General features: G+C 37.4%; 16 protein-coding genes. 2 read left to right on the plus strand and 14 right to left on the minus strand.

The window, feature by feature from the left end:
- Positions 1–14 precede the first annotated feature (14 nt).
- The 9 genes from sdhB to zapA form a co-directional block, all read right to left on the minus strand.
- Entirely contained in the window at positions 15–824 is an 810-nt protein-coding gene (gene sdhB, locus HMPREF2846_RS11400) for a succinate dehydrogenase iron-sulfur subunit (RefSeq protein WP_002480571.1), read from the minus strand.
- The gene (sdhA, locus tag HMPREF2846_RS11405) at positions 824–2,620 is read right to left on the minus strand and encodes a succinate dehydrogenase flavoprotein subunit (RefSeq protein ID WP_023015921.1); all 1,797 of its coding nucleotides are present in this window, start codon (positions 2,618–2,620) and stop codon (positions 824–826) included. The genes sdhB and sdhA overlap by 1 nt, the downstream gene beginning before the upstream one ends.
- Before the next feature lie 52 nt (positions 2,621–2,672).
- Complete coding sequence (locus tag HMPREF2846_RS11410) at positions 2,673–3,287, minus strand: succinate dehydrogenase cytochrome b558 subunit (protein ID WP_002480569.1); 615 nt, start codon at positions 3,285–3,287, stop codon at positions 2,673–2,675.
- A gap of 487 nt (positions 3,288–3,774) precedes the next feature.
- Complete coding sequence (uvrC, locus tag HMPREF2846_RS11415; RefSeq protein ID WP_002480568.1) at positions 3,775–5,571, minus strand: excinuclease ABC subunit UvrC; 1,797 nt, start codon at positions 5,569–5,571, stop codon at positions 3,775–3,777.
- A 229-nt stretch (positions 5,572–5,800) separates the two neighbouring features.
- Positions 5,801–6,115 carry a thioredoxin gene (gene trxA / locus HMPREF2846_RS11420; RefSeq protein ID WP_002480567.1) on the minus strand — a complete coding sequence of 105 codons (315 nt, stop codon included), beginning with the start codon at positions 6,113–6,115 and terminating at the stop codon, positions 5,801–5,803.
- A 126-nt stretch (positions 6,116–6,241) separates the two neighbouring features.
- Entirely contained in the window at positions 6,242–8,590 is a 2,349-nt protein-coding gene (locus HMPREF2846_RS11425) for an endonuclease MutS2 (protein ID WP_070626674.1), read from the minus strand.
- A 10-nt stretch (positions 8,591–8,600) separates the two neighbouring features.
- Entirely contained in the window at positions 8,601–10,313 is a 1,713-nt protein-coding gene (gene polX / locus HMPREF2846_RS11430; protein ID WP_070626702.1) for a DNA polymerase/3'-5' exonuclease PolX, read from the minus strand.
- Positions 10,314–10,430: 117 nt separating this feature from the next.
- Positions 10,431–10,952 (minus strand): CvpA family protein, encoded by a 522-nt coding sequence (locus tag HMPREF2846_RS11435; protein WP_002480564.1) that lies wholly within the window; start codon positions 10,950–10,952, stop codon positions 10,431–10,433.
- Between the two features lie 9 nt (positions 10,953–10,961).
- Positions 10,962–11,228 carry a cell division protein ZapA gene (gene zapA / locus HMPREF2846_RS11440; RefSeq protein ID WP_002480563.1) on the minus strand — a complete coding sequence of 89 codons (267 nt, stop codon included), beginning with the start codon at positions 11,226–11,228 and terminating at the stop codon, positions 10,962–10,964.
- A 270-nt stretch (positions 11,229–11,498) separates the two neighbouring features.
- Between zapA and rnhC the strand changes: the two genes are divergently transcribed.
- On the plus strand, positions 11,499–12,452 hold the full coding sequence (rnhC, locus tag HMPREF2846_RS11445) for a ribonuclease HIII (RefSeq protein WP_070626675.1): 954 nt from the start codon (positions 11,499–11,501) through the stop codon (positions 12,450–12,452).
- A gap of 119 nt (positions 12,453–12,571) precedes the next feature.
- Here rnhC and pheT read toward each other — a convergent pair whose 3' ends face one another.
- From pheT to HMPREF2846_RS11470, 5 genes are all read right to left on the minus strand, one after another.
- The gene (pheT, locus tag HMPREF2846_RS11450) at positions 12,572–14,977 is read right to left on the minus strand and encodes a phenylalanine--tRNA ligase subunit beta (RefSeq protein ID WP_023015927.1); all 2,406 of its coding nucleotides are present in this window, start codon (positions 14,975–14,977) and stop codon (positions 12,572–12,574) included.
- Positions 14,977–16,035, minus strand: a complete 1,059-nt coding sequence (pheS, locus tag HMPREF2846_RS11455) for a phenylalanine--tRNA ligase subunit alpha (RefSeq protein WP_002480560.1) — start codon at positions 16,033–16,035, stop codon at positions 14,977–14,979. Before pheS ends, pheT begins: the two co-directional genes overlap by 1 nt.
- A gap of 335 nt (positions 16,036–16,370) precedes the next feature.
- A complete protein-coding gene (locus HMPREF2846_RS11460) occupies positions 16,371–17,117 on the minus strand; it encodes a TrmH family RNA methyltransferase (RefSeq protein WP_070626676.1) in 747 nt (248 codons plus the stop codon).
- 103 nt (positions 17,118–17,220) lie between these two features.
- Entirely contained in the window at positions 17,221–17,394 is a 174-nt protein-coding gene (rpmF, locus tag HMPREF2846_RS11465; protein WP_002480558.1) for a 50S ribosomal protein L32, read from the minus strand.
- 91 nt (positions 17,395–17,485) lie between these two features.
- Positions 17,486–18,034, minus strand: a complete 549-nt coding sequence (locus HMPREF2846_RS11470; protein ID WP_002480557.1) for a YceD family protein — start codon at positions 18,032–18,034, stop codon at positions 17,486–17,488.
- Between the two features lie 127 nt (positions 18,035–18,161).
- Here HMPREF2846_RS11470 and HMPREF2846_RS11475 point away from each other — a divergent pair, with 127 nt between their 5' ends.
- Positions 18,162–19,304, plus strand: a complete 1,143-nt coding sequence (locus HMPREF2846_RS11475; protein WP_070626677.1) for a nucleotidyltransferase — start codon at positions 18,162–18,164, stop codon at positions 19,302–19,304.
- Positions 19,305–19,315 lie beyond the last annotated feature (11 nt).

A 19,315-nucleotide genomic window follows, 5' to 3' on the forward strand; every position in this document is an offset into this window, starting at 1 on the left:
GATTTATTATCAAATTATTGTACTTGGTGGTCAGAACCAAAGAATGATTTGAACATGTAGAATGAAGTTTCTCTGTTCAACGCTGCGATTGAAGTTGTTAAAGGAATACCTTTAGGACAAGCATTCACACAGTTTTGTGAGTTACCGCATTCTTGAAGTCCGCCGCCGCCCATTAAAGCGTCTAAGCGTTCGTCTTTAGTCATTGAACCTGTTGGATGCAAGTTGAATAAACGTACTTGTGAAATTGCTTGTGCCCCTACGAATTCGTTTTTACTTGTTACGTTAGGACAAACTTCTAAACACACACCGCATGTCATACATTTAGATAATTCATACGCTGTTTGACGTTTTTTCTCAGGCATACGTGGTCCAGGACCTAAGTCATACGTACCGTCAATCGGTACCCATGCTTTCATACGTTTTAAGTTATCGAACATACGAGAACGATCAACTTGTAAGTCACGTACGATTGGGAATGTGCTCATTGGTTCTAAACGGATAGGTTGTTCTAATTGGTCTACAATCGCTGAACATGCTTGACGTGCATGACCATTGATAACCATTGAACAAGCACCGCAGACTTCCTCTAAACAGTTCATGTCCCATGTTACCGGCGCAACTTTTTCCCCTTTTGTATTATACGGATTACGTCTGATTTCCATCAAACAAGCAATCACGTTTAAATTCTCACGATAAGGAATTTCAAATTTTTCTTCATATGGCTGTGAGTCCGCAGTATCTTGTCGCTTAATGATTAAAGTTACAGTTTTAGAGCTATTTTGAGCTGGTTGTTGAACCGCTTCATCTTTAACTTCTTCTGCCATTATGATTTGCTCCCTTCTTCCTTACTTGAATCTTCTTTACTAGATTTTGATTTAGATGAGTAGTCACGTTTACGTGGTGGAATTAAGCTGATATCCACATCTTCGTATTCGAATCTTGGTGGATTATCGATACCTTCGTAAAACGCTTTTGTTGTTTTTAACCACTCTTCGTCGTTACGATCAGGGAATTCTGGTTTGTAGTGTGCACCACGTGATTCGTTACGGTTATATGCACCGATTGTAATCACACGAGCAAGTACTAACATATTCCATAATTGGCGTGTGAAGAATACAGCTTGGTTACTCCAAGTTTGTGTATCTTCCATGTCAATATCTTGATAACGTCTCATCAACTCAAGAATTTTTTCATCTGTTTCTAGTAAACGTTTGTTATCACGAACAACTGTTACGTTTTTCGTCATGATTTCACCAAGTTCACGGTGAAGTTTGAAGGCATTTTCTGTCCCTCTCATGTTTAATAAATCGTCAAAACGTTTTTGTTCTTTATCGATTAAGTCTTGGTAAAGACTGTCGTCTAATTCAGTATATGAATGTTCAACAGTGTCGATATATTTTACAGCATTCGGTCCAGCTACTGTACCGCCATAAATCGCTGATAATAATGAGTTAGCACCTAAACGGTTACCGCCGTGTTGTGAGAAGTCACATTCACCTGCTGCGAATAAACCGTCAATTGTAGTCATTTGATCATAGTCTACGTATAATCCACCCATTGAATAGTGAACTGCTGGGAAGATTTTCATTGGTACTTTACGTGGGTCATCGCCTGTGAATTTTTCATAAATTTCGATGATACCGCCTAATTTAACGTCTAATTCATGCGGATCTTTGTGTGATAAATCTAGGTATACCATGTTTTCACCATTGATACCTAATTTTTGGTTCACACATACGTCGAAGATTTCACGTGTTGCGATGTCACGAGGTACTAAGTTACCGTAATCCGGATATTTCTCTTCTAAGAAATACCAAGGTTTACCGTCTTTATAAGTCCAAATACGTCCACCTTCACCACGTGCTGATTCACTCATTAAACGTAATTTGTCGTCACCAGGAATCGCTGTTGGGTGGATTTGGATAAATTCACCGTTCGCATAAACTGCACCTTGTTGATACACGATAGATGCTGCTGAACCTGTATTGATCATTGAGTTTGTAGTTTTACCGAAGATAATACCAGGACCGCCTGTTGCCATAACTACTGCATCAGAACGGAATGCATCGATTTTCGCATCTGTTAAGTTTTGTGCGACGATACCACGCGCTGCGTTGTTTTCGTCTTTCACAACACCTAAGAATTCCCAACCTTCGTATTTTGTCACAAGACCGTCTACTTCGAACTTACGAACTTGTTCATCTAATGCATATAATAACTGTTGACCAGTTGTTGCACCAGCATATGCCGTTCTGTGATGCAACGTACCGCCGAAACGACGGAAGTCAAGTAAACCTTCAGGTGTTCTGTTGAACATTACACCCATGCGGTCTAATAAGTGGATGATTTTCGGTGCTGCATCCGCCATTGCTTTAACTGGTGGTTGGTTCGCTAAGAAGTCCCCGCCATAAACTGTATCGTCAAAGTGGATCCAAGGTGAGTCGCCTTCACCTTTTGTATTAACCGCTCCGTTAATACCCCCTTGCGCACACACAGAGTGCGAACGTTTTACGGGTACTACTGAGAATAAATCAACATGTACACCTTGTTCTGCTATTTTAATTGTTGACATCAGACCGGCAAGTCCTCCACCGACAACAATAACTTTTTTCTCTGCCATATAAATGTCACTCCCTGAAAATATAACCTTTATTTACGCTATGCTATTGCTCTTATACGAACGCTAAGATTGCACTTACACCGATGTAAGAAACAATAACGAATACTACTAATGATACCCATGTAAATACGCGTTGTGATTTAGCTGATTGTAAGGCACCCCATGTTACTAGGAATGACCATAAACCGTTCGCAAAGTGGAAAATTACTGCTACTGTTAAAACAAGGTAGAAGATTAACCAGAATGGATTGCTTAAGTAGTCTTGCATCATGTTGAATCCTAGTTCTTTATGCCCTAACCACATTTCCACTTTTGTTTGATAGAAGTGGATTGCGATAAAGATAAACGCTAAAACACCTGTGATACGTTGTAATAAGAACATCCAGTTTCTGAACCATGAATAATGGCCGACGTTCTCTTTAGCCGTGAATGCAATGTGAATACCGTATAACGCATGATAAAGAATTGGTAAGTAAATTAAGAAGATTTCAAGTGCTAACAAGAATGGTAATGATTCCATAAATCCTGCTGCTTGGTTGAAAGCTCCTGCTCCTTTAGTCGCTTGGTGGTTAACTGTCAAATGCACTAATAAGAATGCACCGATCGGAATAACCCCTAGTAACGAGTGTATGCGTCTTAAATAAAATTGATTCTTAGTATAACCCAAAAGGAAGTCCCCCCTGTGAAACAAATGATATTAATTGATTTCATTTTCAGGTTTGTTGAAATGCTCCAAATGCTCACAAAATTAAGTAAAATCAATACAAATGACTCAACCACCAACGAACAGCCCTGCTGGGAGTTGTAAAACACTGCAATCAGCACGGCAGCTCAGCGCCATTTTTCTCTATGTATGGACCCCTATCTTAGCTGTATATGCTGAACCGATGACCGCTGCAATCCCTTACAATCGAGGCAATTGTATTCAATTACACATTAAGTGAGAATCGTTTTCATTTAGAAAGCGTTTACAAACGCACCTAAAAAAATAAAATCTCGTTAACGATATTGTAACATTTTTTCACAGCCTTTTGGGCATGAGAATTATTATCAATGGATTTTTTTCAATCTTAGTTTAAATTCAGCTTCAAATAGACTTAAAATTAAGCTGAAAGCGGCACCTCCTTCAGCTTTCACTTCAGAATATACCGCTTCTAACTTTTTTGTTCTTCCTTATTTAATTCTTGTAGTAAATTCTCAGCTATCTTTTTAGGAAAACCAATTTCTTGAAGCTCCGCAACCGTGGCTGCTTTCATTTTCTTCACAGAACCAAACGTTCTTAACAACTTCGTTTTACGTTTTGGTCCGATACCATCAATATTATCTAACACAGACGTCAAACCATGTTTTTGTCTTGTTTGTCTATGGAATGTAATCGCAAAACGGTGGACTTCATCTTGAATTCGTTGCAGTAAATAGAACGCTTGACTGTTCTTCTTAAGCGGAACTACTTCTGCGTTTACACCATACAACAGTTCTGACGTTCTATGCTTATCATTTTTACGTAAGCCTGCGACAGGAATATCTAATCCTAATTCATTCTCAAGTACATCAATAGCTACAGACATCTGTCCTTTACCGCCATCGACAATAATAAGATCAGGTAACGGTAAACCATCGTTCAATACACGTGTATAACGTCTACGGATCACTTCTTGCATGGATTTATAATCATCCGGGCCATCAACCGTTTTAATTTTATATTTGCGGTATCCTTTTTTATCTGGTTTACCATCAACAAAAGTAACCATCGCAGACACTGCATCAACACCTTGAATGTTAGAGTTATCAAACGCTTCAATACGAATCGGCGTTTGAATTCCCATTTGTTCTCCAAGCTCTTCAATCGCTTTGATTGTTCTAGACTCGTCTCTCGCAATCAATTCGAATTTATTTTCTAATGAAATTTCAGCGTTATGATTCGCCATCTCAACTAAATCTTTCTTTTGGCCTCTGACTGGTTGCACAATTTTTGTATCTACAACCGATTGAATCATGTTAGCATCCAAATTTTTCGGCACATGCACTTCTTTCGGTAAAAGATGTTGATTCAATTGATAGAATTGACCGATAAACGTATAGAACTCCTCTTCTTCTGTTTGTTGAAGTGGAATCATTGTTGTATCACGTTGAATCATATTCCCGTTTCTGACAAAGAAGACTTGAACACACATCCAACCTTTCGACACACTATAACCAAATACATCACGTGCTTTATTATCTGTCGACATGATGTTTTGTTTTTTCGTCAAGTTATGAATATGTTGAATCAAATCACGATACTCTTTGGCTTGTTCAAAGTCTAATTGTTCACTCGCTGCCATCATGCGATCTTCTAAGTTCTTAAGAATTGTTTTATCTTCACCATTTAAGAACTCAGTCACTTCTTGAATCATTTGCGCATATTGTTGTTCATCTACGTCATAGACACAGGGACCTAAGCATTGACCGATGTGATAATACAAACATAATTTATCCGGCATTTTATCACATTTACGGAATGGATAAATACGGTCTAACAATTTTTTCGTTTCTACTGCTGAATATGCGTTTGGATAAGGACCAAAGTATTTACCTGTCCCTTTTTTAACAGTTCTTGTAACCAACAAACGTGGATATTTTTCTCTCGTAATTTTAATGAAAGGATAGCTCTTATCATCTTTCAACAAGATATTGTAACGAGGTTGATATTGTTTAATTAAATTCAGCTCTAACAATAACGATTCCGTTTCACTATCTGTAACGATAAATTCAAAATTACGGATTTCTCCTACTAAACGTGTCGTCTTCGCATCGTGCGCACCTGTGAAATAAGAACGCAATCGATTACGCAGACGTTTAGCTTTCCCGACATAAATGACTTGATCATTGCGGTCTTTCATTAAATAACAGCCAGGTTCAAACGGAACCACTGATAGTTTCTGTTTAATCTTTTCTTTATAATCTTCCAACGATTAACCTCCCTTCTCCTAAAGTTTGATAGATTTACTATGAAATTCAATTTACTATTATAACAAATACCAGCTTATACGAGCGACTGGCTTGCTTAACCAACGCATTAAATTTCCATATGAAAAAGACCAGAACACTATATTCTGGTCTCGCATTATTGTAATGATTGATTCGATATTTAACGTGAAGTTTCAACCATAATCGCCGAAACTCGGCATTATTTTAAAATTATAGGTGTTTGTTTAATACTTCAGCCAAGTTTTCTTTAGGTTGGAAACCTACAACTTTATCAACAGGTTCTCCATCTTTGAAAACGATTAGAGTTGGGATACTCATTACTTCGAATTTAGCTGCAGTGTTAGGATTTTCGTCAACATCTAATTTTAAGATGTCAGCTTTACCGTCGAAATCTTGAGCTAATTCTTCTAATACAGGTGCAATCATTTTACAAGGTCCACACCAAGTTGCCCAGAAATCTACTAATTTAACACCATTTTGAACTTGTTCGTTAAAGTCTGAATCAGTAACTTTAATTAATGCCATAAATATCGTTCCTCCTTAGGAATTTTAATGATGAACAAAGTATATCAGATACGATTTGTAATTGCATCGGCTTTGCTCATAACCACATTCTTTTTTATATTTCTTCATATTATTTTCATAATCGTATTATTTCAACGTCGCAACTGTTACACCGAAGCCACCTTCACTTGGTGTACCCGTGCGGTAAGAGGCAATATTTTTATGTCGTTTCAAATGTTGTTGCACTGCCTTCTGCAATGCTCCTGTTCCCTTCCCGTGAATAATATAAACATTCTCGTAGTTGCTGAGCATGGCTTGATCTAGGTACTGATCTAAAGCTGTTACCGCTTCATCATAACGATAACCTCTTAAGTCTAACTCCATTTTCACTGGAGAACGGTTCGAACGTGATACCATTTTCGTTTGTGGTTCTTGTGTCTTTTGTTTCTTCTCTAAGTCGGCAATCGGTAATTTCATTTTAATGATGCCCATTTGAACCACTGCTTCTTCATCATCCAAGATTTCAAGCACTTCACCTTTTTGACCATAGGTTAAGACTTTGACTTCGTCGCCAGCTTTAATCTCATCCCATTTTTTCTTCTTCACATTTTGTTTAAGGTCAGTTGCTTCGTATTGCTCATCTAAGTGTTTACGTTTTTCAATCAACTCGTGCTCTTTCACATCAGCGTTTTTCTCATCTCTTAACTGACGTAAATCTGAAATAATTTCTTCTGCTTCTTTTGTCGCAGCTTTAACACGTTGATTGGCTTTCGTTTTCGCTTCATCCATCAATTGTTTTTCGTAATTTTGATATTGATCATATTTCTGACTCAATTGACGGTGTAAATCTTGTGCTTCTCGTAATAATTGTTCTAATTCAATACGTTGATTATCTACACGTTTCGTATTCTTCTCTAGTGAAGCAATCATATTATTGATTTCTTGCTCATCTTGTCCAATCATCGCTTTCGCATCACGAATAATTTTGCCGTTTAAACCGAGTTTACTTGAAATTTCAAAGGCATTTGAACGTCCAGGCACACCCATTAATAATTTATACGTTGGGCTGAGCGTATTCACATCGAATTCCACACTGGCATTCATGACACCATCGCGGTTATAACTATACGCTTTTAATTCAGGATAGTGTGTCGTAGCCATCACTAATGCACCGCGTTTTTGTACATTATCTAAAATACTCATTGCGAGTGCTGCCCCTTCACTTGGGTCTGTACCAGCACCAAGTTCGTCAAAGAGAATCACACTGTTGTGATCTGCATGTTTTAAAATCTCTACAATATTCTTCATATGAGAAGAGAACGTTGATAATGATTGTTCAATCGATTGTTCATCACCGATATCACAATAAACATTATCAAAGACACCAAGCTTACTACCGTCTAATGTTGGAATTAATAAACCTGATTGTGCCATCACGATGATTAAACCTAACGTTTTCAATGTGACAGTTTTACCACCAGTATTCGGACCCGTAATAATCACAGTTTGAATGCCATCTACAAATTCAATAGTATTCGCAACAACCGTTTTTGGATCTAATAATGGATGGAATGCTTTTGGTAAATACACCTTACGTTCTTCTGTAAATTCAGGTTTTGTACCTTTAATAGAACTGCCGTATCGTGCTTTCGCAGTTAAGAAGTCGATTTGTCCCATTACAGACTCTGCAATTAAACAAGCATCCGCTTCACCAGCAACTTCTAACGTCAACTCCGTCAAAATACGTTCGACTTCTGCTTTCTCATCATTACGGAGTCGACTGATCTTGTTATTCATTTCTACCACAGCAGAAGGTTCAATATATAACGTTTGACCTGAAGATGATTGGTCATGAACGATACCATTGAAATCTTGACGATATTCCGCTTTTACTGGAATTACATGTCTATCATTTCTGACTGTAATAATCGAATCTGATAATTTCTTTTGGTTCGATTGACTTTTAACCACACGGTCTAAGTTTTGTTTAATGCGTTGTGACGTACTATGAATGCGACTTCTGATACTTTGAAGTTCATAGCTTGCATCATCAAATAAATCATAAGCATCACATTTTTGTTTAATTTCTTGATACAAATCCGAAAGAATCGGCAATTGAGTCATACGCTCATCTAAAATCGGATAATTGATAGCTTCCTCTTCTTCTAAGAGTTGACTGTAGAATGTTTTATATTGATTTTGAACTTGAATCAAACGCTTAATCTGGTTCAATTCACGTACGTTCAACATACTGCCGATTTTCGCACGATGAATAAGCGGTGACACTTTAGATAAACCACTCAAACTCGGTAAACGATGCTTATTATAAATTTGAGATATTTCGTCTGTTTCATCTATTTGATGAACAACAGTTTGATAATCAGAAGCTGGTGACATTGACGCTGCTTTTTCTCGTCCTAAGTCACTGACAGCTTCTTTTTCTACAAGTGCTTTGATTTTATCGAAATCAAGCACATCTAATGTCTTCTGTCTCACTGACATCCCTCTATTTCTTTAGCTTTTTATTATTTTCTATAAATGATTTGAAATCTTCTCTGCTCATAGTGTTCAACACACGTGATTTATCAATAAAAGCTTTTTGCGCGGTCGCGATACCATACTTCATCAACTCTAAATTATCGATATGGTGTGCATCCGTATTGATGGTTACCATAATATCTTGATGATGACGTAACGCTTCTGCACTTAAATCTAAACGTAATGGATTCGCATTGATTTCTAAAATGGTGCCTGTTTCTTTCGCTATCTCGAATAATCGATCCATATTAACTTTATAGCCGTCACGGCGACCGATAATACGTCCTGTTGGATGTGCAATATGACGCACATAAGGATTACGGCATGCTTGTTCTAAGCGATGCATAATTTGTTCTTCCGTTTGATTAAAGCTTTGATGAATCGATGCGATAACATAATCAAGCTGAGCTAATATCTCATCTGGATAATCTAATGTACCATCTGCTAAAATATCCATTTCAGTTCCAGAGTAAATATCAATTTCATCATATTCCTCATTCATCGCTTTAATTTCTTCATTTTGACGTAATAAACGCTCAATTTCTAAACCATGTGCTACACGTAAACTACGTGAATGATCTGTAATAACCATATATTCATAGCCTTTTTGAATATTAGCTTCAATCATTTCACGCAAACTAAAGGCACCGTCACTCATGGTTGTATGCATGTGCACATCGCCTTTAATATCATCTAAAGTCACAATATTAGATAAGTCTCGGTCAAATTCACTGCCGTCTACACGCATTGGCGGCGCAATCCATTCATGTCCGAAATGTTCATAGATAGCTGCTTCACTGTCTAATTGCAGCAAAGAACCATCTGGCTGTTCAATGCCATATTCACTGACTTTTTCACCGCGTGCTTTCGCAAGTTGACGAATACGGATATTATGATCTTTTGATCCAGTAAAATGTTGCAGTGTATGATAATATGCGCTTGGTTCAACAATTCTGAAGTCGATTTCAATTGTTTCATCTTCAAATTCAACTTCTACCGATACTTTCGTTAATCCTACTGCCACATCTTTGACTTTATGCGGCACCTTTAATAAGGCTTGTTGCACAGTCTCAGGATCATTTGTACTCATAATATAGTCTAAATCTTTACTCATTTCCTTCACTCTGCGGAAACTGCCTGCGACATGATATTGTTCTAACGCATCAATCGTCTCTAAATATTCTTCAATTTCTTGATTCAATTTAATCAATAAGTTAATAGGATAACGTTCTTTACGTGCACTTAGCGCTTTGACACCCGCTAAGATATTTTCTTCAGTCTTTTTACCGAAACCACTTAACGCACTGACTTCTTTATTTTCACAGGCACGTGCAAGCTCTTCTTTATTCGTAATGCCAAGCTCTTTATAAAGTTTATGAATCTTTTTACTGCCAAGACCTGGAATCTTCAATAATGGCACTAAACCTTCAGGCACTTCTTCTTCTAATGCTTTAAGTGTTTCAGATTCACCTGCTGCTAAATATTCATTGATAACTTCGCCAACACCTTTACCGATGTTTTTAAGCTTTGTGACATCTTCAATTTCATCCATCGTACGTTCATCTGTTTCTAAACTTTGCGCTGCTTTACGATAAGCAGACACTTTGAATGTATTTTCACCTTTTAACTCCATGTAAGTGGCAATCTTCTCTAATAAACGCACAACATCTTTCTTTGTAATATGTTGACTCACTTTATTCACTCCAATTAAAAAGAGGAACTTGATGGCATTCGTATATCTGTAACAGATTGGCGAATGTGTCAGCCTCCTCTTTGTTTAGTCTTTGTATTCATTGAATTATAATGCCATCACAAATGATGACAGATATGGGGTATGAAAGAGTATCAAATTTGCGATAATCGATTGTGCAAATTGCTGCTGAATCGAAAAGCTCGGATATAAGCTGCATAAGTATAATACGAGCAAGACAATGACCACAGAGCTGATCAAGCTAAGCAGTACACCGAAACTTCGATTCAAGATAGATATGGGTTGTGTTACCATTATTTTATCAAACGCAGATAAAATAAGGTATAAAATAAACTTGCTGATTAGAAATATCATGATAAACGCGACAATATTTTCAAAGCGCAGATGAATATCATCATATTGTATAAAATAATGTGTTTGCGCTGCTTTCGTTTTAGGAAACGGAACATATAATTCTAACTGCTTCGCAATCGGTGCGTACCATAATGCCGCAAAGATAAACGCAGCGACCGTACTTATAAAATGAAGCAGACTCCACCAAAATCCTCTGCGAAATCCCATAGCGGCAATCAAAATAAAGACAAAAAAGATAAAGAAATTTAGCAGCATAGGCAGACCCTACTGTTCATCATGCTTTAAACGATTCAACTCTTGTGTCAAACGACGGTTTTCTTCTTCTAATAACACCTTTTCATGCATAATGTTAACCGCAGTTAATACTGCTTTACGTGTGGTATCTAACCCTGCACTCTTACGACCTAATTCTTGAATTTTTTCATCTACTAGATGCGCAACATAACGTATATGCTCAGGATTATCTTCGCCGACTATTGTATAATTTTTGTTATTAATCGTAACATTGATTCTATTTTTAAATTCGCCCAATTTGATAACTCCAATCTTGCTTATTTTCACTCATTCACCACGACAACTGATGAGTGTATCTCTTATATTAATCGTAACTGATTTTCACACTGATTTGTTGAAAACCACTCTATTTATTCATCACGAACCATTATACACGAGTGCCATTTATTATGTAAGTAGTGTACGCTTTTTGCCAATGTTATGTAAACAGACTGTAATATATAACCTTTTATTGCGACAGGCACCTATAGTAAAATAAGAATACTACTACAAGTAAGGAGCATCCCTATGGCGAACGTCGTATTAAAATTAACAGAAGAACAAATTCAACAATTACTTAGCAAAATCAACGCAGACACAACGAATCTTCCCAAAGGCTCACGCGCACGCGCAAAATATCAAGGTACAACAATTCATATTTATAATTCCGACAAAGTCATGTTTCAAGGCACTCAAGCAGAAGCAGTTTCACAACAATTACTAGGTAATGCTGCCTCAACGTCTAAAGCACCCTCAAAGAAGAAGAAAACAACAATCATCAATTCCAGTGATTATCCATTCAATACATCCAACTGTATCGGCAGTGATGAAGCAGGCAGCGGCGACTATTTCGGTCCGCTTACTGTTTGTGCGGCTTATGTGTCAAAAGAACATGTCGAAGTATTAAAAACGTTAGGTGTCGATGATTCTAAAAAATTATCAGATGATAAAATTGTTGAATTAGCTAAGCAATTAGTGACATTCCTTCCCTACTCACTACAAACATTAGATAACAAAAGATATAATGAACAAAAACAACTCGGCTGGTCACAAGTTAAAATGAAAGCTGTTTTGCATAATCATGCCATTGAAAACGTGGTAGACCGTATCGAAGCACAAAACTTCCCTTTAGACTATATTGTAATTGACCAATTTGCGGTACGCGGTGTTTATCAAAATTACGCACTGACAGCTATGCCTTATCCAGACAAAACTTGTTTCGAAACAAAAGGTGAATCCAAATCTTTAGCCATCGCAGCCGCAAGTATCCTTTCCCGATATGCTTTCGTGAAACATATGGAACATATGGGCAAAAAAATAAACCAAACGATTCCAAAAGGGGCAAGTCAAACAGTAGATTTATTTGCGGCTCGTTTAATTGATAAATACGGTACAGAGACATTAGACTCTATATCAAAAGCTGACTTTAAAAATAGAGGCAAAGCCTTAGACCTTTATCGTAAAAAACAATTAAACAACTAATCACCTTAACAGATTGCTTACACTTTATATATAAATAAAATGAAACAAGCTCCTTCCACACATGATTTGTGTAGAAAGAGCTTGTTTTTTAATATTTTATTTTCTTTAATTGAACCGAATTAACGAATCACTGCACCTTCTGCAGTTAACGCATTCACGATTTCATCATGAACCGCTGTCACTTGTTCGTCTGTTAACGTATTTTCTGTATCTAAATAAGAGATACGGATCGCAACTGATTTCTTACCAGCTTCCATATGTTCGCCTTCATAGACATCAAAAACTTGCGCATCTTGTAAGATTTTACCGCCATGTGCTTTGATTGTGCTAATAAGTTCAGCAGCTGACACTGTTGTATCTACTTCTAATGCGATATCTCTCGTTACACCAGGATATTTAGGGATTTGTTCATAATTGATGTAACCCACAGAAACATTCATCAATTTATCGTAGTTTAATTCAAAGACATACGTACGTTGTTTTAAATCATTTTCTTCAGCTAATTGCGGGTGTAATTCACCGATAAAGCCGATGACTTCGCCATTTAATAAAACATTTGCCGTACGTCCTGGATGTAAACCATCCATTTGCGTTGCCTCGTAATCAAATGTAACATCTAATTTTTCCGCAACTGCATCTAAGACACCTTTCGCAAGATAGAAATCTGTTAATTCTTTTTTACCTTGCCATTGGTTGCTGCTATATTCACCAGTTAAAATACCACTTAAGTATTCAACCTCATCTGGTAATTCACCTTTGCCATTCGCAAAGAAGACGCGACCGATTTCATATAAGAATACATTTGTGTTTTTACGTGCCACGTTATAAGCCACCGCATCAATTAAATGTGGTAATAAACTTTGACGTAATACTGCGTGTGCTTCACTCATCGGCATTAACAATTCAATGTTTGGTTTGTCACTCACTGAGAATGCTTTACCACGTGCACGGTCTACTAATGAATACGTAATTGCTTCACTTAAGCCTGCACCTTCTAATGTACGTTTTAAAATACGTGTTTTTGATTGACGGTCTGTCAATTGACCGCTTGTAACTTGTTCGAAGACTGGTAATGTTGATGGAATTTCATCATAACCATAAATACGTGCCACCTCTTCGATTAAGTCTTCTTTGATTTTGACATCTCTACGACGTGAAGGAACATAGACTGTTAAGTTACCTTCATTATTTTCAGTTTTGAAACCAAGTTGACTTAATGATTTCACAATCGCTTCAACTGTCATTTCTGAACCGATTGTATTATTAATTTTATCAACTGTAATTTCAATCGGTGTAATAAATTCGCCTAAGTCACCTGATGCGACCCGATCTGATAATACTTCACCTTGTGCGTAATGTTCTAATAAGTAACATGCACGGTCAACAGCTTGGTCTACAAATTCAGTCGCAATTCCTTTTTCGAATCGGCTTGAAGATTCACTACGTAAGTTAAGACGACGTGATGTATGACGAATGCTGACAGGATCGAAGATTGCACCTTCAACCACGACATTTTGTGTTTGTTCAGTAACTTCAGAGAAGTCTCCACCCATCACACCACCAAGCGCAATCGGTTCTTTGCCGTTTGTGATAACGATATCTGACGCTAATAATTCACGTTCTGTATCATCTAACGTTGTCATTTTTTCGCCTTCTTGAGCTTGGCGCACGACAATTTTGTCAGACCCGATATGATCTTGGTCAAACATATGAAGTGGTTGGCCGTATTCTAATAACACATAGTTTGAAATATCTACGACATTATTAATCGGACGAATACCGGCTTTCATTAATCGTGCTTGCATCCACATTGGAGATGGGCCGATTTTAACGTTTTTAACGACACGTGCACTGTAATAAGGTGTTTTATCTGGATTTTCAACTGTTACTGAAATTTCTTCAGATGCTGAAGTTTCAGTCGTGTCAGGTTGTGTTTCTGGTAATGTTAACGGAGCACCATAAAGTGCTGATGTTTCATAGGCAGCACCTACCATACTTAATGCATCCGCACGGTTCGGTGTTAAGTCGAATTCCATTACTTGATCATTTAAGTATAATGCTTCTAATGCATCAGTACCTGGTTTAACTTCATTCGGGAAGTTATAAATTCCTTCTTCAAATGCTTTAGGTACCACGTTGCTTTGAACGCCGATTTCTTGAAGTGAACAAATCATACCTTCAGAAACTTCACCACGTAATTTCGCACGTTTAATTTTAACGCCGCCTGGTAAACGACCGCCAACAGTTGCGACAATCACATATTGTCCAGCATCAACATTAGGTGCACCACATACGATTTGTACGGGTTCTTCTTCACCGATATCCACTTTACAAATATTCAATTTATCTGCGTTCGGATGTTGTGTTTTACTTTCCACATAACCTACGACTAATTTTTTAATTTCAGCTGTGTAATCAATGATGTCATCGACTTCAATTCCTGTACGTGTGATACGTTCAGCTAATGATTGAATCGGTTCATTAACCGCAACTAAAGATTCTAACCATTCTTTTGATACAAACATTATGCTTCACCTCTATCTTCAACAGCTTTGAATTGATCTAAGAAACGGACATCATTTGTATAGAAGTAACGAATATCTTCAATACCGTATTTCAACATTGCGATACGGTCAGGACCCATACCGAATGCGAATCCAGTGTATTTAGAAGAATCGAAACCAGCCATTTCTAAAACATTCGGATGCACCATTCCGGCACCTAAGATTTCAATCCAACCTGAACCTTTACATACGTTACAGCCTTTACCGCCACATTTGAAGCAAGACACATCGACTTCTACTGAAGGTTCAGTGAATGGGAAGTAACTTGGACGCAAACGGATTTCACGTTCTTCACCGAATAATTTTTTCGCCACAAGTTCAAGCGTACCTTTCAAGTCACTCATTTTAATATTTTCTGCCACAACTAAGCCTTCAATTTGTGTGAATTGGTGACTGTGTGTCGCATCATCTGAGTCACGACGATATACTTTACCAGGACAAATAATTTTAACTGGCCCTTGGCCGTTACGTTTCTCAAGTGTACGTGCTTGTACAGGTGAGGTATGTGTACGCATTAACGTTTCTTCTGTGATATAGAATGTATCTTGCATATCACGTGCTGGGTGTGATTTCGGTAAGTTTAATGCTTCGAAGTTATAGTAATCTTGTTCTACTTCATAACCATTCACGATTTCATAACCTAAACCTAAGAATAAATCTTCAATTTCTTGAATCGTACGTGTTAATGGGTGCGCTGCACCTTGTTTGATTTGGCGACTTGGTAAAGTCACATCAATTGTTTCTTCTTCTAATTGTTTATTTAAACGTTCTTGTTCAAGCACTTTTTTACGTTCAGCAATTGCTTGTTCAATCGCTTGGCGTACTTCATTGACTGCTTGTCCGAATTTTGGTTTTTCTTCATTTGATAAATCTTTCATTTGTTTCATTAAACCTGAAACAGAACCTTTTTTACCTAAGTATTTAACTTTAACATCTTGTAACGCTTTCTCATCTGACGCTTGTGACACATCGGCCAAAGCTTCTGATTTCAGCTGATTCATTTCTTCAGTTTGAATCATATCTGCCCCTCCTAAATAATATTGCCAATAAAAAAAGACTTCTATCCCTGAGATATGGGACGAAGTCTTCCGTGGTACCACCCAAATTTATGCATACGCATACACTTGATTTATCATAGATAACGGTGATGAACCGACTTAAATTTCTTTAAGTTGCCAAAAAGGTGAAAAAAAATTATCGCATTCTGGAATAACTTTCAGTCACGGTTATTCTCCCTAAACAGTCTGCTTCTGATAATTTACGTCTTTTTATAGGCAAAGTATTAATTTATCTGTTTGAGTCATCTGCTCAAACTCTGAATCACATTTAATTATAAGTAATCCCTTCCGACCGGTCAACCTTTTAATTTATAGATTAAGATACTGCCTGCAATCGCTACATTTAGACTTTCAGCAGTCCCGTACATCGGAATTGTTAAACGTTTCGTCGTGTGACTTAATAATGCTGGATCGACACCTTGACCTTCGTTACCAAGCAATAACGCGAAAGATGATTGTGCATCCTCTTCATTAAAATTCACCGCATCTTCTAATGCAGTGCCGTATACCGGCCCATCAAATTGATTAATAAATTCCTCAATCGGCTGAGTGACAATCGGTAAATGGAAGACACTGCCTTGGCTTGAGCGTAATACTTTATCTTGATACGCGTCGGCTGTTCCTGGTGACAAGACAATCAAATCCAACGCAGCTGCATCAGCTGTACGAATCAACGTACCAAGATTACCTGGATCTTGAATACGATCAAGCAGTAATACTTGTTTAGCCTCTGCGATACGTGAAGCAACCTCTGGTTTTTCAATGACCGCAAAGATACCTTGAGGTGTCACAGTTCCTGACAAACTTTCTGCTACTTTGAAGTTTATATGGAACGCTTCTTCAGCAGCTTCAATTAATTGTGCATCAAAGCGTTCAGGTTCAACGACAAAGAGTTGCTTTACTGATAATTGGCTTTGAACCGCTTCTTCAATCAAATGTGTCCCTTCTACCAACAACAGTCCTGTTTTATCTCGTTCTTTTTTCTTCTTTAATTTATTCGCTTGTTTCACCTTCGTATTTTGCGGTGACGTAATTTGTTCCATAGTCGGTTACCTCATTTACGATTTTTCCTTATTTTATCATGTTGCTTCTCATAAACAAAAATGAGACCTACCGTTATATACGATGGGTCTCATTATTCATCAATTATTTTGAAACGACTTCTTCACCGTTGTAAGAACCACAGTTTTTACAAACGCGGTGAGATAATTTGTATTCACCACAGTTAGGGCATTCAGTCATACCTGGTACTGATAATTTAAAGTGAGTACGACGTTTATTTTTTCTAGTTTTAGATGTTCTTCTTTTTGGTACTGCCATGATTTAATCCTCCTTAAATTTCAAACACAAAAATCTTTGTTACTGTGCGATTAAGATGTTAATAACAATACTATCTATTGTACATCAACTTCTATTGCTTTTCATCATAAAATTGTTGCAATTTTTGAAGCCTTGGATCGACTTTCTTAGAAGAGATTTCTTCTGCTTGTTCACTTTCTTCTAATTCGTCTTCGTCAATAACTTCCCAACCTTGACCGCTCTGCAGCATGTCTTCTAAACTGCTGTCTTCAGCCACTGCTCGGATAGGCTTTTCTATGATGACAAGCTCTTCTGCGATATCACGTAAATCAATCATTCCGTTTGTAGCAAGATGATAATGTTCATCATCTTCTTCACTATCACTAAACTCATGACCTTCTAAATCAAATATTTCTGTTGTTTCCACATCAATCGGCACTTCAACCGGTTTTAATGTACGCGCATCTTCCATCGTGTACGCACCAGTTAAGTGGATATCAGCGACAACTTCATTTGATTTGACATCAAGTTTGCCCTTCACTCGGATATCAGATAAATCTATAAGTCCTAATTTATCAATTAAATGATTATAATTTACTGTTTGATCAAATTCAAAAGGCTGACCTTGATATTTTCTTAATTGCGTTATTGACCATTTCATATGGCTTCACCTCTAACAAGCACAAAATTTATTTTAACTTTCTAGCGTTAAGTTGTCAAGATTTTTTCTTAACATCTTGACTTTTTGATACAATAATCATAATGAATTCTGAAAGGACGGATTGCAAATGAAATGCGCTGCACTGATTACAGAGTATAACCCCTTCCATAACGGGCATGTCTACCATGCAGAACAAGCACGTCAAATCGCTGATGCAGATATCACTGTAGCTATTATGAGCGGTCAATTTGTGATGCGCGGAGAACCCGCAATCTACAACAAATTTTTACGCACACAATTGGCACTCTCTGCTTGCGACCTTGTCGTTGAGCTTCCTGCTTATGCAGCGTTATCTGCTGGAGAATACTTCGCAGAAATGGGTGTCAAAGTTGCTGACTATCTTAATTGTGATGCACTCGTGTTCGGAAGTGAATCCGGCAGGATCAAAGATTTCGAACATGTTGCCATGCAACTCAACCATATCGAAGAACATCCAGAATTTCAAACAAAGCTGCACGAAGGGAAAAGTTACCCTAGAATCATCCATGAATTATTAGATGAACCTGCTTTACTGCAGACACCTAATAATATCTTAGGTCTCTCTTATGTACAAGCTATTCAACACTATGCAGCACACATCACACCTTTGACATTACAACGACACCAAACGAACCATCATAACCAAACCATAGACAACCAAACTTTCGCAAGCGGCAGCGCAATCAGAAAGGCGCTCAAAAACAATGATGCAAGCTTTGAAACAGTAGTTCCATCATCAGTTAAACACTTGTATACATCACCGCAATTAACGTTAGATGAAGTGTTCCCTTATCTGAAATTTACATTATTACGCGCCTCTCTTGAAGAACTACGTGAGATGCATACGGTTAGTGAAGGGTTTGAGTATCGTTTAAAAGAAAAAATCCAATCTGCACACAACTTCGATCAATTGATGCAGCTGCTTAAAACTAAGCGCTATACGTATACCCGTATTCAGCGTATGTTAATGAACTGCTTGTTAAACTTTAAACAAGCAAATAAACAAAATGAAATTGACGCTGTACGCATCTTAGGTATGAATGAAAAAGGACAAGCGTACTTAAAACAATTGAAGAAAGATTTTCCAGATCGTCACTTTATTACGAACGTTAATAAAGCGACCGCAAGTTATTTTGAACCAGAAATCAAAGCAACTGAAATTTATAATGCACTGTCTGGTCAAACCGCTGATGATTTCAATACACCTGTAATTAGGGTACAGTCACAATAAGGGGGTAAATC

The organism is Staphylococcus sp. HMSC056G08, assembly GCF_001812305.1.
Classification (GTDB): domain Bacteria; phylum Bacillota; class Bacilli; order Staphylococcales; family Staphylococcaceae; genus Staphylococcus; species Staphylococcus simulans.

Coding starts and splice junctions, on each gene's coding strand:
- sdhB (WP_002480571.1), bottom strand. CDS start 824: ATGGCAGAAGAAGTTAAAGATGAAGCGGTTCAACAACCAGCTCAAAAT.
- sdhA (WP_023015921.1), bottom strand. CDS start 2,620: ATGGCAGAGAAAAAAGTTATTGTTGTCGGTGGAGGACTTGCCGGTCTG.
- trxA (WP_002480567.1), bottom strand. CDS start 6,115: ATGGCATTAATTAAAGTTACTGATTCAGACTTTAACGAACAAGTTCAA.
- HMPREF2846_RS11435 (WP_002480564.1), bottom strand. CDS start 10,952: ATGCTGCTAAATTTCTTTATCTTTTTTGTCTTTATTTTGATTGCCGCT.
- rnhC (WP_070626675.1), top strand. CDS start 11,499: ATGGCGAACGTCGTATTAAAATTAACAGAAGAACAAATTCAACAATTA.
- pheT (WP_023015927.1), bottom strand. CDS start 14,977: ATGTTTGTATCAAAAGAATGGTTAGAATCTTTAGTTGCGGTTAATGAA.
- pheS (WP_002480560.1), bottom strand. CDS start 16,035: ATGATTCAAACTGAAGAAATGAATCAGCTGAAATCAGAAGCTTTGGCC.
- HMPREF2846_RS11460 (WP_070626676.1), bottom strand. CDS start 17,117: ATGGAACAAATTACGTCACCGCAAAATACGAAGGTGAAACAAGCGAAT.
- rpmF (WP_002480558.1), bottom strand. CDS start 17,394: ATGGCAGTACCAAAAAGAAGAACATCTAAAACTAGAAAAAATAAACGT.
- HMPREF2846_RS11470 (WP_002480557.1), bottom strand. CDS start 18,034: ATGAAATGGTCAATAACGCAATTAAGAAAATATCAAGGTCAGCCTTTT.
- HMPREF2846_RS11475 (WP_070626677.1), top strand. CDS start 18,162: ATGAAATGCGCTGCACTGATTACAGAGTATAACCCCTTCCATAACGGG.